Below are 14,906 nucleotides of genomic sequence, written 5' to 3'. Positions count from 1 at the left end.
AGCCAGGGCTACGCTGTGGGCGTGACGTCCCACGAGCAGGCCGCGACAGCCGCCGAGCGCCCTTCGAAGCCGAAGCGCAAGCCCCTTCCGCTGTGGCAGGAGACGATCCTGCTGGTGGTCGTGGCCCTCGTGCTGGCGCTGATCGTCAAGACCTTCCTCGTCCAGGCGTTCTGGATCCCGTCGGGATCGATGGAGGACACGCTCAAGATCGACGACCGCATCCTCGTCCAGAAGGTCTCCTACTGGACCGGGGAGCCGCAGCGCGGGGACGTCGTCGTGTTCGACGATCCTGGCGACTGGCTCGGCCCCACGGTCGAGGAGGACCTCGGCCCGGTCCAGAAGGTCCTCTCGGTCTTCGGGCTCTACCCGTCCGGCGGCCACCTGGTGAAGCGCGTGATCGGTGTCGGCGGCGACAACGTCGTCTGCTGCGACGCCGAGGGGCGTCTGCAGGTCAACGGCGTCTCGATCGACGAGCCGTACGTCAAGGACCCGTCTGCGACCGCGAGCCAGCGGTTCAACGTGAAGGTGCCCGAGGGTCGTCTGTGGCTGATGGGCGACAACCGTGGCAACTCGCAGGACTCGCGCGCCCACATGGGCGGGCCGGGCGGCGGCTTCGTGAAGACCGACGCGGTCCTCGGCAAGTCGTGGGTGATCGTGTGGCCGCTCAGCCGTGCCGGCTCCGGCGGCTCGGACCACGAGCCGTTCGCCGGGGTCCCCGACCGCGACTGAGGTCGCAGCCATGACGGAGGAGGCGCGATGAGTCCGACGGCACCGCCGTCGCTGCGGATCGAGCGCCGCATGCTCCGCGGCGGGATCACCTCGCTGGCCTGCAGCGACGAGGTGGGGCGCGGAGCGCTGTGCGGTCCGGTCACGGTCGCGATGGTCGCGGTCACCGAGGCGACGAAGACGGCGCCCCAAGGCGTACGCGACAGCAAGCTGCTCACCGCCGAGGCACGTCGGCGGCTGGTGCCCCGGATCAAGCGCTGGGCGCCCTCCCACGGCGTGGGGCACGCGAGCCCGGGCGAGATCGACGAGTTCGGGATCATCGCCGCGCTCCGGCTGGCGGGGCACCGTGCGCTGGCCCAGCTCGCGGTCGCGCCCGACACCGTGCTGCTGGACGGCAACCACGACTACCTGACGGTCCCGGAGCAGGCGACTCTGTACGGGCCACCGACCGTGGTCGACCGGGTGCCGCCCGTGGTGACGATGATCAAGGCCGACCTGCGCTGCGCCGCCGTCGCCGCGGCCAGCATCCTCGCCAAGACGGCTCGCGACGAGATCATGGTCGGTCTCGCCGAGGAGCACCCTGAGTACGGGTGGGCGGACAACAAGGGCTACGCGGCGCCGGAGCACATCGCCGCGCTCGCCTCGCTCGGACCGACGCCGCACCACCGGGTCTCGTGGCGGCTGCCGGGCCTCGTCCCGGACGGCGTCGTCCTCGAGGAGACCGAGGAGGGCGAGCTCGTGGTGCCCGTGCCGGAGGAGGCGTGGGAGATGGAGACGCCCGATCCCGACGAGGTCGCGTTCGCCGCCGAGGGAGGAGAGGACGACCTCTGGTGGGCGTCCGGCGGCCCGGGCGAGGTGTCGACGGTGACGGAGAGCGAGCGGGGTGAGCGCGGCGCGTGAACGGACCGCGTGCGGCAGCCGCCGTACGCGGTAGTTTCACAAGGGCGGTCCCGGACGAGGGAGGACGATGAGCGCGGAGGATCTCGAGCGGTACGAGGCGGAGATGGAGCTGGCGCTCTATCGCGAGTACCGCGACGTGGTCGGCATCTTCACCTACGTGGTGGAGACGGACCGGCGGTTCTACCTGTGCAACGCCGTCGACGTGAAGGTGCGCTCGGAGACGGGCGACGCCTACTTCGAGGTGACGATGACGGACGCGTGGGTCTGGGACATCTACCGCCCGGCCCGCTTCGCCAAGAACGTCAAGGTCCTGACGTTCAAGGACGTCAACGTCGAGGAGCTCGCCAACACCGACTTCGAGCCTCCGAAGGCCTGAGCACTCGTCCCCAGCCCGGACGCAGGCCGGCTCGTCCCCAGCTCGGACGGCCGCGTGTCCCGACGCGGTCCGCGGACGCCACCTTCTCCCCGGAGGTGGCGACATGGCTTCGACGTACGAGCAACGGCGCGCGGTGGGCGTGCACGGGGAGAACGTGGCCGCGGACTACCTGCGTGCCCAGGGCATGCAGGTCCTCGACCGCAACTGGCGGTGCCGGTGGGGAGAGATCGACATCGTCGCGCAGGACGCCGACGCACTGGTGTTCTGCGAGGTCAAGACCCGGCGCACCACGGCCTACGGGACCCCGTCGGAGGCGGTGACCCCGCAGAAGGCCGCACGCCTGCGCCGGCTCGCCGGCCTCTATCTCGCCGAGCACCGCCCGCACGCCGGCCTGGTGCGCATCGACGTCGTCGCGGTGCTCGTCCCGGCTCGCGGGGCCGCCACGGTGACCCACGTGGTGGGTGCCGCGTGATCGGGCTGGGCCGGACCAGGTCGGTGTCCTTGGAGGGGATGCGGGGTCGCGTGATCGACATCGAGGCCGACGTGAGCCCCGGCCTGCCGCGGACGACCCTGGTCGGTCTGCCCGACGCGTCGCTGGCCGAGGCCCGTGACCGTTGCCGTGCCGCGATCGCGAACAGCCGGTTCTCGTGGCCCGACACCAAGGTGACGATCAACCTGTCGCCCGCCTGGCTCCCGAAGGCGGGATCCCACTTCGACCTCGGCATCGCGCTCGCCGTCCTCGCCAGCCAGGGCCTCGTCCCGCAGGAGCGGCTGTCCTGCGCGGCGGTCCTCGGGGAGCTCGGGCTCGACGGCCGGCTCCGGGCCACGGCAGGGGTCCTCCCGGCGACGGCCGCGGCCGTCGCCGCGGGATGCACCCTCGTGATCGTGCCGGAGCCGAACGCCACCGAGGCGTCCGTCGTCGAGGGAGCCCAGGTGCTCGGGGTGCGCTCGCTCCGGCAGGCGGCCGCCGTGCTGCGGGGCGAGGACCCGCCCGACGATCCCCCCGTCGAGGCACTCGTCGGCGACACCGTGGCGGGCACCGACCGGTTCGCGGACCTGGACCTCACCGACGTCGCCGGTCAGGACGACGCACGGGCGGCCCTCCTCGTGGCGGCCGCCGGTGGTCATCACCTGCTGCTCTCGGGTCCGCCCGGGGTGGGCAAGACGATGCTCGCGCAGCGGCTGCCGTCGCTGCTGCCCGATCTCGACGACGAGCAGGCGATGGAGACGAGCGCGATCTACTCCGTCGCCGGGATGGTCTCGCCGGACGCGCCACTCCTGCGCCGGCCTCCGTTCGTCGATCCGCACCACACGGCATCGGCCGCGGCCCTCGTCGGCGGAGGCAGCCGCAGCGTCCGGCCAGGCGCGATGTCGCTCGCGCACCACGGCGTGCTCTTCCTGGACGAGGCACCCGAGTTCCGTCGCGACGTGATCGACGGACTGCGTCAGCCCCTCGAGAGCGGGCGCGTGACGGTGGCGCGAGCGGCGCAGACCGCCGAGTTCCCGGCGCGGTTCCTGCTCGTGCTCGCCGCCAACCCGTGCCCGTGCGGCCGGCGGTCGGGCGAGCGGTGCGAGTGCACGACCCTGGTGAAGCGACGCTACCGAGAGCGCCTGTCGGCTCCGATACGCGACCGCATCGACCTCCAGCGCGAGGTCGGGCCGGTGGCCTCCCGGCACTACGGGCCCGGCGCTGAGAAGCCCGAGCCCTCCCGCGTCGTCGCCGAGCGGGTGGCGCTCGCCCGGGAGCGCCAGCGTCGGCGCCTCGAGGGCACGTCGTGGCGGACCAACGCTGCCGTCCCCGGCGCGGTCTTGCGCGGTGACCTCGGCACGCCGCACCGCGTGGTCCTCGCGGTCGACCGGCTGGTCAGGTCCGGCAAGGTCAACGCGCGGACCGCCGACCGGCTGCTCCGGGTCGCGTGGACGGTGGCCGACCTCAGAGGGCGCCCCGCACCGGACGCCGACGACCTCGCGACCGCCCGGGCGCTCAGGCTCGACACCCAGGAGGTCGGGGCGTTGTGGCCGCGGGTGACGGCATGACTGCGTCGGCCCAGGGGAGTGACGGGCGGCGCGCTCGGCGTGACGACCGGCGGGCACGGCTGGCGCTGAGCCTCGTCGTCGAGCCAGGTGATCCGCGCCTGGGCGCCGCCCTCGCCGAGCGCACGGCCGTCGAGCTGGCGCGAGCGGTGGTGAGCGCCGACGCCGCGTTGCCCGAGGGATGGCGAGCGCGGGCGGCGGGCCTCGACGCGCGCCTCGACGCGGTGGTGTCGGCGGCGCGTGGCGCGAGGCTGCGGTGGATCTGTCCCGGGGATCCGTCGTGGCCGGAACAGCTCGACGACCTCGACCAGGTGGAGGCCGTGTCCGGAGTCGCAGGGAGGCCGCTCGGGCTGTGGGTCCGAGGACGCGGTGGCCTCGCGGCCCTGACCGCACGATCGGCCGCGGTCGTCGGCGCGCGGGACGCGACGACGTACGGCTGCGACGTGGCCAGTGACCTCGCGGCCGACCTCGTCGACGCCGGCACGACGGTGGTGAGCGGGGCCGCGTTCGGCATCGACGCCGCGGCCCACCGGGGCGCGCTGGCGCTCGGGGGACCGACGATCGCCGTGCTGGCCTGCGGCGTCGACGTCGACTACCCCCGCGCGCACGCCGGGTTGCTGCACGCGATCGCCGAGAATGGGCTCGTCGTCAGCGAGCACCCGCCGGGCACGACGCCCACCCGGGCGCGCTTCCTCACCCGCAACCGGATCATCGCCGGGCTGAGCCAAGGCACCGTCGTGGTCGAGGCCGCCCGGCGCAGCGGCGCCCTCAACACGCTCAGCTGGGCCAACGAGCTCGGACGTCTCGTCATGGCCGTTCCCGGCCCGGTCGTCAGCCAGTCCTCCGTCGGCGTCCACCACGCGATCCGGCAGGGTCGCGCGGTCCTGGTGACCAACGGTGCGGAGGTGCTCGAGGACCTCGACGTCCTCGGTCGCCGGGACGCCAGCCCGCCGTCGGCGCCGCCGACCGTGTGGGACGGTCTCGACCCGGCGTCGCGTGCGGTGATCGAGGCGCTGCCTGCCCAGGGGCCGCGCACGACCGACGAGATCGCCTGGCACGCCGGGCTCGCCGCCGAGGCGACGGACGCCGCGCTGGACGAGCTGGAGCGCGCCGGCTTCGTCCGGATGTCGGGCCAGGGCTGGCACCTCGTACGACGGGCGGACCTCGCCGCCCCGGCTGCTGCCGTGCAGCGGACAGGGGCGGCGGTGGGGCGTCCGGAGCCGGCCGCAGAGCATCCGGACGCCACCGGCGACGGTGCGCCGGTGTCGTGACCCGGCCGTGCGACCCGGTGGATCGATCCTGGCGTCCGAGCCTGTCGGCGCCGGTTCGGGTCGGACCGGCGCTGGTCCGCGCCGGTCCGGCGACGGCGTGCCCGCTTGGTCACCACCGGCGCCGGCGCCAGACTCGGGGCATGACCTCGAGCGACCGCAGCCCGGCCTGGTCCGACGCCCTCGAGGCGTACGCGCGCCACCTGCGGTCCGAGCGCGGCCTGAGCGAGCACACGGTGCGCGCCTACGGCGGCGACCTCGAGCTGCTCGCCGAGCATGCGGAGGCCCTGGGCGTCCACGACCCGTCTGCGCTCGAGCTGCGGTCGCTGCGCAGCTACCTCGCGGCCCAGCAGGTCCGCGGGCGGGCGCGGAGCACCTTGGCACGCCGGGCCGCGGCCGTCCGGAGGTTCACCGCGTGGATGGTGCGCACCGGGCGGGCAGACCACGACGCCGGGGCGCTCCTGGCCAACCCGAAGCGCCATCGCGAGCTCCCGGGCGTCCTGCGCCAGGACGAGGTGCGGGCACTGCTGGACGCAGCGTCGGAGGCCGCGACCGGTTCGGCCGCCGACGGAGCCTCGAGCGACCCGGTGGCGGTCCGAGACGTGGCGGTGCTCGAGCTGCTCTACGCGACCGGCATCCGCGTCGGGGAGCTCTGCGGGCTCGACGTCGACGACGTCGACCGGTCCCGCGACGTCGTGCGCGTCATCGGCAAGGGCGACAAGGAGCGGAGCGTGCCGTTCGGGCGCCCGGCCGCGCGAGCGATCGACCGGTGGATGGCCGTCCGGCCCGTGCTGGTCGTGGCGGGCAGCGGACCCGCCCTGTTCCTGGGGCGACGCGGTGGACGGGTCGATCCGCGCACCGTCCGGCGTATGGTCCACGCCCGGCTCGCGGAGGTCGACGACGCGCCCGACCTCGGGCCGCACGGCCTCCGCCACACCGCCGCGACGCACCTCCTCGAGGGTGGTGCCGACCTCCGCAGCGTCCAGGAGCTCCTCGGGCACGCGTCGCTCGCGACCACCCAGCTCTACACCCACGTGAGCTCCGAGCGCCTGCGCAGCGCGTACGCCCAGGCACACCCGCGCGCGTGACGGGGCACCCGATCCCGGGTGCCCTTGGGCTCCGCCCGCGTCCGGTCCGATAGGCGTGACGAAGTAGGCTTCCTCTACGGAGCGCCTGACCTCAGGGCGGACGACCAGCATCTGGTGCGTCCCCGTCCCGTGCCGTGGAGCACGGCTGTAGGACAAGACCCCAGCACGCCGAACCATCCTGGGAAGCGGGATGGTCGAACGCAGGAACGGAGCCTCGGAGTTGGACTCGAAGGTCATCTACACGCACACGGACGAAGCGCCGCTGCTCGCGACGTACTCGTTCCTCCCGATCATCCAGGCCTACGCGGCACAGGCCGGCGTCACGGTCGAGACCCGGGACATCTCGCTCTCGGGCCGCATCCTCGCGCAGTTCCCGGACCGCCTCTCGCCGGAGCAGCGGGTGGATGACGCCCTGGCTGAGCTGGGCGAGCTCGCCAAGCGCCCCGAGGCCAACATCATCAAGCTCCCCAACATCAGCGCCTCGGTGCCCCAGCTCAAGGCGGCGATCGCCGAGCTGCAGGCGCAGGGCTACGCGCTCCCGGACTACCCGGACGAGCCATCGACCGACGACGAGCGCGACGTCCGCGCGCGCTACGACAAGGTCAAGGGCAGTGCCGTCAACCCGGTGCTCCGTGAGGGCAACTCCGACCGCCGCGCGCCCGCGTCGGTCAAGCAGTACGCCCGCAAGCACCCGCACTCGATGGGTGCCTGGTCCTCTGACTCGAAGACCGACGTCGCCACGATGGGCGAGCACGACTTCCGCTCCAACGAGCAGTCGGTGGTCATCGAGGCCGACGACACCCTGCGCATCGAGCTCGTCACCGCCGACGGCGCGACGACGGTGCTGCGCGACGCGGTGCCGGTGCTCGCCGGTGAGGTCGTCGACGCGACCTACATGGACGTCGCCGCGCTGCAGGCCTTCCTCGCCGACGCCATCGCGCGTGCCGAGCGCGAGGGCGTCCTCTTCAGCGTCCACCTCAAGGCCACGATGATGAAGGTCTCGGACCCGATCATCTTCGGCCACGTCGTCAAGACGTTCCTCCGTCCGGTCTTCGACGCCTACGGCGAGAAGCTGGCGGCGGCCGGCCTGAGCCCCAACGACGGCCTCGGCGCGATCCTCGGCGGCCTGGACGCCCTCGAGGGCGGCGACGAGATCAAGGCGGCCATCGACGCCGCGATCGCGGCCGGCCCGGCCCTCGCGATGGTCGACTCCGACCGCGGGATCACCAACCTCCACGTCCCGAGCGACGTGATCGTCGACGCGTCGATGCCGGCCATGATCCGCACCTCGGGCCACATGTGGGGTCCTGACGGTGTCGAGGCCGACACGATCGCGACCATCCCGGACAGCTCGTACGCGTCGGTCTACCAGACCGTCATCGACGACTGCCGCGCCAACGGCGCGTTCGACCCGTCGACGATGGGCTCGGTGCCCAACGTCGGTCTGATGGCGCAGAAGGCCGAGGAGTACGGCAGCCACGACAAGACGTTCGAGATCCCGGTCGACGGCACCGTGCGCGTGGTCAACACGGCTGGTGACGTGCTCCTGGAGCACCAGGTCCGCAAGGGCGACATCTGGCGTGCGTGCCAGACCAAGGACGTCCCGATCCGCGACTGGGTCAAGCTCGCCGTGACGCGCGCCCGCGCCACCGGCTCGCCGGCGGTCTTCTGGCTCGACGAGTCGCGGGCCCACGACCGCAACCTGATCGCGAAGGTCAAGGCCTACCTGCCGGAGCACGACACCGAGGGTCTGCAGATCGAGATCCTGAGCCCGGCCGACGCCACGAAGTTCTCGCTCGACCGCATCCGCAAGGGCGAGGACACGATCTCGGTCACGGGCAACGTCCTGCGCGACTACCTGACCGACCTCTTCCCGATCCTCGAGCTCGGCACCAGCGCCAAGATGCTGTCCGTCGTCCCGCTGATCAACGGCGGCGGCCTCTTCGAGACCGGCGCCGGCGGCTCGGCACCGAAGCACGTCCAGCAGCTGGTCAAGGAGAACTACCTCCGCTGGGACAGCCTCGGAGAGTTCCTCGCGCTGGCGGTCAGCTTCGAGCACCTCGCCCAGGTGACCGGCAACGCCCAGGCCCAGGTGCTCGCCGACACCCTCGACCGCGCCACCGCGACGTTCCTCGACGAGAACAAGTCGCCGAGCCGTCGCGTCGGTGGCATCGACAACCGCGGCAGCCACTTCTACCTGGCGCTCTACTGGGCGCAGGAGCTGGCGAAGCAGACCGAGGACGCCGCGCTCGCCGCGACGTTCGGCCCGCTCGCCGAGACCCTGAGCACCCAGGAGCAGACGATCAACGACGAGCTGATCGGCGTCCAGGGCTCCCCGGTCGAGATCGGTGGCTACTACCGTCCGGACGACGCGCTCGCCTCGCAGGTGATGCGCCCGTCGAAGACGCTCAACGACGCGGTCGCCTCGCTCGGCTGAGTCGGACCGCGCACGAGGCCCGTCGGGGAGACCCCGGCGGGCCTCGTCGTCGTTCACAGCAGGCCCATCGGGTCCACCGGGCGGTCGCCGTCGAGCACCATGAAATGGAGGTGGCAGCCGGTCGACAGCCCCGTCGACCCGACGGCGCCGACCACGTCGCCCACTCCCACGCGGTCGCCGGTCGCGACGTCGGCGCGGGTCAGGTGGTTGTAGCGGGTGGTGAGCCCCCCGCCGTGGTCCACCACCACCCGGTTGCCGTACACCGGGTCGTAGTCGACGCCGACCACCCGTCCGTCGGCCGCCGACCGGACGGGGGTGCCGCACGGCACGGCGAAGTCGGTGCCGTCGTGCAGCCCCAGCTGACCCGTCACCGGATGGACCCGCATCCCGAACGGCGAGCTGACGGGGCCGTCGACGGGAGGAGCGAGGCTCCCGGGCCCGCCGAGGACGGGCGCCGGATCGGGCGGTGGGACCGGCGGAGGGCCGTACGGGGTCACGAGCCGCACCGCCGCCGCGCGGTCGAGCAGCGCGAGCGGGTCGGCGTACGCCGTCCCGTGGCGCCGTCCGAGGTGCAGGCACGCGCGTGGGTGGCAGTGGCTCCCCGCGAGCAGCAGCCGCCCGAGGATCGCGCCGCGGCGTACCGCGTCTCCGCTCCTCACCAGCGCGCCGACGGGCTGGTAGGTCGAGCGGACACCCCCGTGGTCGACGCTGACCACCTCCACTCCGGCCACCCGGCCGGCGAACGCGACCACCCCGTCGTCGACCGCCCGCACCGGCGCCCCGGCACTGCCGGCCACGTCGAGGCCGCGGTGGCCGGCGGCGTACGGGCCTGCGGGCTCCTCGTACGCCCGGACGACGGCGGGCCGGGGATCCAGCGGCCACACCCATGAGACGTCGTCGGCCACCACGGGGGAGGCGGCCGACGGGAGCAGCAGGAGCAGGAGGAGCACGAGCCGACCGGAAGTCATCTGGAGATGCAATCGCGGGCGACGCGGCTAGCGTGGGGGCGAGTCGAACATCTGGGGACAAACACGTCGGGCGGGGACCTGGGGACGACCGAGGGTCCGCTCGCGGGGGAGTGGGAGAACCCATGAGAAAGATCGGTCCTGTCGTGCTTCTGACCGCAGCGCTCCTGCTGGCCCCGGGGGCGGCGATCGTCCCGGCGCAGGGAGCTTCGCCCGCCACGGGAAGGACCGCCGCACCGGCCCTGACCGCCGCACCGGCCCTGACCGCCGCGAGAGCGTCGGTCCCGCCCGGGCCCGTCGTCTACGAGCGTCGTGTCGTCCGCCACACCAACCGCGCGCGAGCGGCCCACGACCTGCGGCGCCTGACCCGCTCGGCGTGCCTCGACCGCTTCGCGCAGCGCAGCGCCAACCGGATCGCGCGCACCGGCCGCCTGACGCACCAGAACTTGCGGCCGGTCCTGCGCAGCTGCGGGGGTTGGAAGGTGGGGGAGAACATCGCGTACGGCTACCGCTGGCCGATCTCCGTCGTCCGGGCGTGGATGGACTCGCCGGGGCACCGGGCCAACATCCTCGAGCCGCGCTACCGGCGGATCGGCGGCGGCGTCCGTCGCGACGGCGACGGCGTCGTGTGGGTGAGCCAGGTCTTCGCCTACCGCCGCTGAGGACGGCCGGGCCGGGATTTCGCCCGCTGGGGCGGGTGGCCTAGACTGAGAGGAGCACCTCGACCGTCTTCTGACCCCCTCAACGGGAGCCAGCGGCGCGACGGGTGACTTCGCGCGCTCTTCGCCCGGCCCCGCCGGGATGCGCGGCCCTGGTCCTCTCCACACGGGGAGGCGGTCCGCGCAAGGGCGCCAGGGTGTCGGCGCCGCCGGCACGTCAACCAGGATCGGGTGCACCCGTGCGCCCTCGTACGAAAGAGGAACGTCATGGCCGTCGTGTCCATGCGCCAGCTGCTCGAGAGCGGTGTCCACTTCGGGCACCAGACCCGCCGCTGGAACCCCAAGATGAAGCGCTTCATCCTCACCGAGCGCAACGGCATCTACATCATCGACCTGCAGCAGTCGCTGGCCTACATCGACCGCGCGTACGACTTCGTCAAGACGACCGTCGCCCGCGGTGGCACGGTGCTCTTCGTCGGTACGAAGCGCCAGGCGCAGGAGGCCATCACCGAGCAGGCGACCCGCGTCGGCATGCCGTACGTGAACCACCGCTGGCTGGGCGGCATGCTCACCAACTTCTCGACCGTCCACGAGCGGATCAAGCGCCTCAAGGAGCTCGACGAGGTCGACTTCGACGACGTCGCCGGCTCGGGCCGCACCAAGAAGGAGCTCCTGCAGCTCAAGCGCGAGCACGACAAGCTCGACCGCACCCTGGGCGGCATCCGCGACATGAGCCGTACGCCGTCGGCGCTGTGGGTCATCGACACCAAGAAGGAGCACCTGGCGGTCGACGAGGCCAAGAAGCTGGGCATCCCGGTCGTCGCGATCCTCGACACCAACTGCGACCCCGACGACGTCGACTACCCGATCCCGGGCAACGACGACGCGATCCGCTCGGTCACGCTCCTCACCCGCGTCGTCGCCGACGCGGTGGGCGAGGGCCTGATCTCGCGCGGCGCCGGCAAGGACGAGAGCGCCGAGGCGCCCGAGGCTGCGGGCACCGTCGCCGCCGGCGAGCCGCTGGCGGAGTGGGAGCGCGAGCTCGCCCAGGGCACCGACCCCGTCACCACCGAGGCCGCCGAGGCCGAGGTCCAGTCGTCGGCCAGCGCCGACGACACCCCGGCCGAGGTCGTCGAGGAGACCGCCGCGGCCGAGGAGAACCTCGCCGAGACCGGCTCCGCCGAGGAGAAGCCCGCCGACGCCTGATCGCCCCGGCGACAGGTCACCCGCACACCGGTCGGCGGGGACGGGACGCACCCGCGTCGCGACCCCGCCCGACCAGCATCAACCGTCCGGCTCGACCGGACACGGATACGGACGAGAAGAGACACAGATGGCAATCACCGCAGCAGAGGTGAAGAAGCTCCGCGACGCCACGGGCGCGGGCATGATGGACGCCAAGAAGGCGCTCACCGAGGCCGAGGGCGACTACGACAAGGCCGTCGAGATCCTGCGGGTCCACGGTCAGGCGAAGGCCGAGAAGCGCGGCTCGGAGCGCGAGGCCACCGCCGGCCTCGTCGCCGCGTCGGGCAACGCGATCGTCGAGCTGAACGCCGAGACGGACTTCGTCGCCAAGAACGACCAGTTCGTCGCCCTGGCCGAGGAGCTCGCCGAGCTGGCCGACCGTACGAAGCCGGCCGACGCCGCTGCCTTCGCGGCCACCGACGCCGGTGACGGCAAGACCGTCGCCGAGAAGATCTCGGGCCTCGCGGCCATCATCGGCGAGAAGCTGGAGCTCGGCCGCGTCCAGGTGCTCGAGGGCACCGGTCGGGTCGCGACCTACCTGCACCGCCGTGCGAGCGACCTGCCGCCGGCCGTCGGCGTGCTCATCGAGTACGAGGGCGACGGCGAGGAGGAGGTCGCGCGCAGCGTGGCCATGCAGGTCGCCGCGATGCGTCCCCGCTTCCTGACGCGCGACGAGGTCCCGGCCGACGTCGTGGCCAAGGAGCGCGAGATCGCCGAGGCCGCGGCCCGCGAGGAGGGCAAGCCCGAGCAGGCGATCAGCAAGATCGTCGAGGGCAAGGTCAACGCGTTCTACAAGGACTTCGTCCTGCTCGACCAGCCGTCGGTCACCGAGCAGAAGAAGTCCGTGAAGCAGGTCCTCGACGAGGCCGGCCTCACGGTGACGCGCTTCGCGCACATCGAGATCGGCGCCTGACGCCCTCGATTTGCGAGGATGATCTGACGACGACGCGCGATACGGAGGCCGGTGTGGTGGACCAGAACGAGACAGTCGACCCGCCGGCCTCCGTGCCGTCCGAGGCGCTCGCGGAGCGCGGTGCGTCGGCCGAGCGTCCTCGCCGGGTGCTCCTCAAGCTGTCCGGCGAGGCGTTCGGCGGCGGCAGCCTGGGCGTCGACCCGGACGTCGTCAACACGATCGCCCGCCAGATCGCCGAGGGCGTCGCAGCGGGCGTCGAGATCGCCATCGTCATCGGTGGCGGCAACTTCTTCCGCGGCGCCGAGCTGCAGCAGCGGGGGATGGACCGGGCGCGCGCCGACTACATGGGGATGCTCGGCATCGTCATGAACTGCCTCGCCCTGCAGGACTTCCTGGAGAAGCAGGACATCGACACCCGCGTCCAGACCGCGATCACGATGGGCCAGGTCGCCGAGCCCTACATCCCGCGCCGCGCGATCCGCCACCTGGAGAAGGGCCGGGTCGTCATCTTCGGCGCCGGCGCCGGCATGCCCTACTTCTCCACCGACACGGTCTCCGCCCAGCGGGCGCTCGAGGTCCGTGCCGACGAGGTCCTCATGGGCAAGAACGGCGTGGACGGCGTCTACACCGCAGACCCGCACAAGGACGCCAGCGCCACCAAGATCGACTCCATCTCGTACGCCGAGGCGCTGCAGCGCGGCCTGCGGGTCGCCGACGCGACCGCGTTCGCGCTGCTGATGGAGAACAAGCTGCCGATGCGCGTCTTCGGGATCGAGGGAGAGGGCAACATCTCCTCGGTCCTGAGAGGTGAGAAGATCGGCACGCTGGTCTTCGCAGACTGACCGACCAGAGACCTCAACGAAGGAGCAGGCCAGTGATTGACGAGACCCTGCGCGACGCCGACTCCAAGATGGAGAAGGCCGTCGAGCACGCGCGCGAGGAGTTCGCCGCGATCCGCACCGGGCGTGCGCACCCCGCGATGTTCGCGAAGATCACGGCCGACTACTACGGCACCCCCACGCCGATCCAGCAGCTCGCCGGGTTCCAGATCCCCGAGCCGCGGGTCGTCATCGTGAGCCCGTACGACCTGGGCGCCAAGAGCGCCATCGAGAAGGCCATCCGCGACTCCGACCTGGGTGTCAACCCGACCGACGACGGCAAGGTCCTGCGGCTGGTGCTGCCGCAGCTGACCGAGGAGCGTCGCAAGGAGTACATCAAGCTCGCCAAGTCCAAGGCGGAGGAGGGCCGCGTCGCGGTTCGCAACATCCGCCGCTCCGCGAAGCAGGCGATGGACAAGGCTGAGAAGGACGGCGAGGTCGGCAAGGACGACGTGACCGGAGCCGAGAAGCGCCTCGACGGACTCACCAAGAAGCACGTCGACCACATCGACGAGCTCGTCAAGAACAAGGAGCAGGAGCTGCTCGAGGTCTGATGAGCGCATCTGAGGTCCCCGCAGCGCCCCGGCAGCGCGGCGGGCGCAATCTTCCTGCCGCGATCGGTGTCGGAGTCGGCCTCGGCGCCGCCGTCGTCCTCTCGCTGTTCTTCGTCAAGGCCCTCTTCGTCGTCGTCGTGCTCGCGGCGGCGGCGGTGGCGATCTGGGAGCTGTGCGGCGCGCTGGCGAAGGCCGGCATCGCCGTGCCGTTGCCCCCGCTGATGGCGGGCGGTCTCGCAACGCTCGCCTCGGCGTACGTCGGCGGCACCGAGGCGGTCGCGATCGGCGCGGCGCTCACGGTCCTGGGGGTCTTCGTCTACCGGATGCCGCAGGGGGCCGAGGGCTTCGTGCGCGACGCGTCCGCGGCGGTCTTCATCTTCGGGTACGTCCCGGTGCTGGGGTCGTTCGTCGTCCTGATGACGGCCGAGGAGGACGGCGCCTGGCGGATCGTCACCTTCATCGTGGTCACGATCGCGTCCGACATCTTCGGCTACGCCGCCGGCTACAAGCTCGGCAAGCACCCGATGGCGCCGACGATCAGCCCGAAGAAGTCCTGGGAGGGCTTCGGCGGCTCGGTCGTGGGGTGCGTCCTCGCCGGTGTCCTGTGCGTCGTCTTCCTGCTCGAGGGTCGCTGGTGGGTCGGCGTGCTGCTCGGCCTGGTCGCGGTCGCGATGGCGACGCTCGGTGACCTCTCCGAGTCGATGATCAAGCGGGACGTCGGCATCAAGGACATGAGCGACCTGCTGCCGGGCCACGGCGGCCTCATGGACCGCCTCGACTCGCTCCTCGCGGTCGCCCCGGTCTGCTGGCTCGTGCTGCACTTCCTCGTCCCCGTCTCCTGACGCTGCCCTCGCGTCCGCTCC

At 72.3% G+C, this 14,906-nt stretch carries 15 protein-coding genes; 14 read left to right on the top strand and 1 reads right to left on the bottom strand.

Annotated elements, in window-relative coordinates; genetic code table 11:
• Positions 1-21 precede the first annotated feature (21 nt).
• The 8 genes from lepB to ACQSSQ_RS19225 all read left to right on the top strand — a co-directional run bounded on the left by lepB (position 22) and on the right by ACQSSQ_RS19225 (position 8,829).
• A complete protein-coding gene (lepB, locus tag ACQSSQ_RS19260; RefSeq protein WP_431328740.1) occupies positions 22-729 on the top strand; it encodes a signal peptidase I in 708 nt (235 codons plus the stop codon).
• A 27-nt stretch (positions 730-756) separates the two neighbouring features.
• Positions 757-1,626 carry a ribonuclease HII gene (rnhB, locus tag ACQSSQ_RS19255; protein WP_431328739.1) on the top strand — a complete coding sequence of 290 codons (870 nt, stop codon included), beginning with the start codon at positions 757-759 and terminating at the stop codon, positions 1,624-1,626.
• A gap of 67 nt (positions 1,627-1,693) precedes the next feature.
• Positions 1,694-2,002: a DUF2469 domain-containing protein gene (locus tag ACQSSQ_RS19250; RefSeq protein ID WP_431328738.1), complete on the top strand. Its 309-nt coding sequence runs from the start codon at positions 1,694-1,696 to the stop codon at positions 2,000-2,002.
• Positions 2,003-2,105: 103 nt separating this feature from the next.
• Positions 2,106-2,474 (top strand): YraN family protein, encoded by a 369-nt coding sequence (locus ACQSSQ_RS19245; protein WP_431328737.1) that lies wholly within the window; start codon positions 2,106-2,108, stop codon positions 2,472-2,474.
• Entirely contained in the window at positions 2,471-4,039 is a 1,569-nt protein-coding gene (locus ACQSSQ_RS19240) for a YifB family Mg chelatase-like AAA ATPase (RefSeq protein ID WP_431328736.1), read from the top strand. Before ACQSSQ_RS19245 ends, ACQSSQ_RS19240 begins: the two co-directional genes overlap by 4 nt.
• On the top strand, positions 4,036-5,307 hold the full coding sequence (dprA, locus tag ACQSSQ_RS19235) for a DNA-processing protein DprA (RefSeq protein ID WP_431328735.1): 1,272 nt from the start codon (positions 4,036-4,038) through the stop codon (positions 5,305-5,307). Before ACQSSQ_RS19240 ends, dprA begins: the two co-directional genes overlap by 4 nt.
• 140 nt (positions 5,308-5,447) lie before the next feature.
• Positions 5,448-6,392, top strand: coding sequence for a tyrosine recombinase XerC (locus ACQSSQ_RS19230; RefSeq protein ID WP_431328734.1), 945 nt, complete (start codon positions 5,448-5,450; stop codon positions 6,390-6,392).
• 220 nt (positions 6,393-6,612) lie between these two features.
• A complete protein-coding gene (locus tag ACQSSQ_RS19225) occupies positions 6,613-8,829 on the top strand; it encodes an NADP-dependent isocitrate dehydrogenase (RefSeq protein ID WP_431328733.1) in 2,217 nt (738 codons plus the stop codon).
• A gap of 53 nt (positions 8,830-8,882) precedes the next feature.
• Here the strand turns inward: ACQSSQ_RS19225 and ACQSSQ_RS19220 are convergent, their stop codons facing one another.
• On the bottom strand, positions 8,883-9,797 hold the full coding sequence (locus tag ACQSSQ_RS19220; RefSeq protein WP_431328732.1) for a peptidoglycan DD-metalloendopeptidase family protein: 915 nt from the start codon (positions 9,795-9,797) through the stop codon (positions 8,883-8,885).
• Positions 9,798-9,919: 122 nt separating this feature from the next.
• On the opposite strand from ACQSSQ_RS19220, the gene ACQSSQ_RS19215 reads away from it, so the two are divergent.
• From ACQSSQ_RS19215 to ACQSSQ_RS19190, 6 genes are all read left to right on the top strand, one after another.
• A complete protein-coding gene (locus tag ACQSSQ_RS19215; protein WP_431328731.1) occupies positions 9,920-10,456 on the top strand; it encodes a CAP domain-containing protein in 537 nt (178 codons plus the stop codon).
• 264 nt (positions 10,457-10,720) lie between these two features.
• Positions 10,721-11,659 carry a 30S ribosomal protein S2 gene (gene rpsB, locus ACQSSQ_RS19210; protein WP_431328730.1) on the top strand — a complete coding sequence of 313 codons (939 nt, stop codon included), beginning with the start codon at positions 10,721-10,723 and terminating at the stop codon, positions 11,657-11,659.
• A 127-nt stretch (positions 11,660-11,786) separates the two neighbouring features.
• Entirely contained in the window at positions 11,787-12,611 is an 825-nt protein-coding gene (gene tsf / locus ACQSSQ_RS19205) for a translation elongation factor Ts (RefSeq protein ID WP_431328729.1), read from the top strand.
• A 92-nt stretch (positions 12,612-12,703) separates the two neighbouring features.
• Positions 12,704-13,453 carry a UMP kinase gene (pyrH, locus tag ACQSSQ_RS19200; RefSeq protein ID WP_431328908.1) on the top strand — a complete coding sequence of 250 codons (750 nt, stop codon included), beginning with the start codon at positions 12,704-12,706 and terminating at the stop codon, positions 13,451-13,453.
• A gap of 35 nt (positions 13,454-13,488) precedes the next feature.
• Entirely contained in the window at positions 13,489-14,043 is a 555-nt protein-coding gene (frr, locus tag ACQSSQ_RS19195) for a ribosome recycling factor (RefSeq protein ID WP_431328907.1), read from the top strand.
• Positions 14,043-14,885, top strand: coding sequence for a phosphatidate cytidylyltransferase (locus tag ACQSSQ_RS19190; RefSeq protein ID WP_431328728.1), 843 nt, complete (start codon positions 14,043-14,045; stop codon positions 14,883-14,885). The genes frr and ACQSSQ_RS19190 overlap by 1 nt, the downstream gene beginning before the upstream one ends.
• Positions 14,886-14,906: the final 21 nt, after the last annotated feature.

Origin of the sequence: Mumia spirodelae, assembly GCF_050632745.1 — a bacterium.
GTDB lineage: Bacteria > Actinomycetota > Actinomycetes > Propionibacteriales > Nocardioidaceae > Mumia.
Note: the sequence above shows the minus strand (reverse complement) of the source record. Positions and strands in the feature narration are given on the sequence as shown.

Excerpts from the sequence above, each read along its gene's own strand:
- tsf (WP_431328729.1), top strand. The coding sequence starts at position 11,787 with ATGGCAATCACCGCAGCAGAGGTGAAGAAGCTCCGCGACGCCACGGGC.
- rnhB (WP_431328739.1), top strand. The coding sequence starts at position 757 with ATGAGTCCGACGGCACCGCCGTCGCTGCGGATCGAGCGCCGCATGCTC.
- ACQSSQ_RS19230 (WP_431328734.1), top strand. The coding sequence starts at position 5,448 with ATGACCTCGAGCGACCGCAGCCCGGCCTGGTCCGACGCCCTCGAGGCG.
- ACQSSQ_RS19190 (WP_431328728.1), top strand. The coding sequence starts at position 14,043 with ATGAGCGCATCTGAGGTCCCCGCAGCGCCCCGGCAGCGCGGCGGGCGC.
- ACQSSQ_RS19250 (WP_431328738.1), top strand. The coding sequence starts at position 1,694 with ATGAGCGCGGAGGATCTCGAGCGGTACGAGGCGGAGATGGAGCTGGCG.
- ACQSSQ_RS19245 (WP_431328737.1), top strand. The coding sequence starts at position 2,106 with ATGGCTTCGACGTACGAGCAACGGCGCGCGGTGGGCGTGCACGGGGAG.
- ACQSSQ_RS19215 (WP_431328731.1), top strand. The coding sequence starts at position 9,920 with ATGAGAAAGATCGGTCCTGTCGTGCTTCTGACCGCAGCGCTCCTGCTG.
- rpsB (WP_431328730.1), top strand. The coding sequence starts at position 10,721 with ATGGCCGTCGTGTCCATGCGCCAGCTGCTCGAGAGCGGTGTCCACTTC.
- dprA (WP_431328735.1), top strand. The coding sequence starts at position 4,036 with ATGACTGCGTCGGCCCAGGGGAGTGACGGGCGGCGCGCTCGGCGTGAC.
- ACQSSQ_RS19220 (WP_431328732.1), bottom strand. The coding sequence starts at position 9,797 with ATGACTTCCGGTCGGCTCGTGCTCCTCCTGCTCCTGCTGCTCCCGTCG.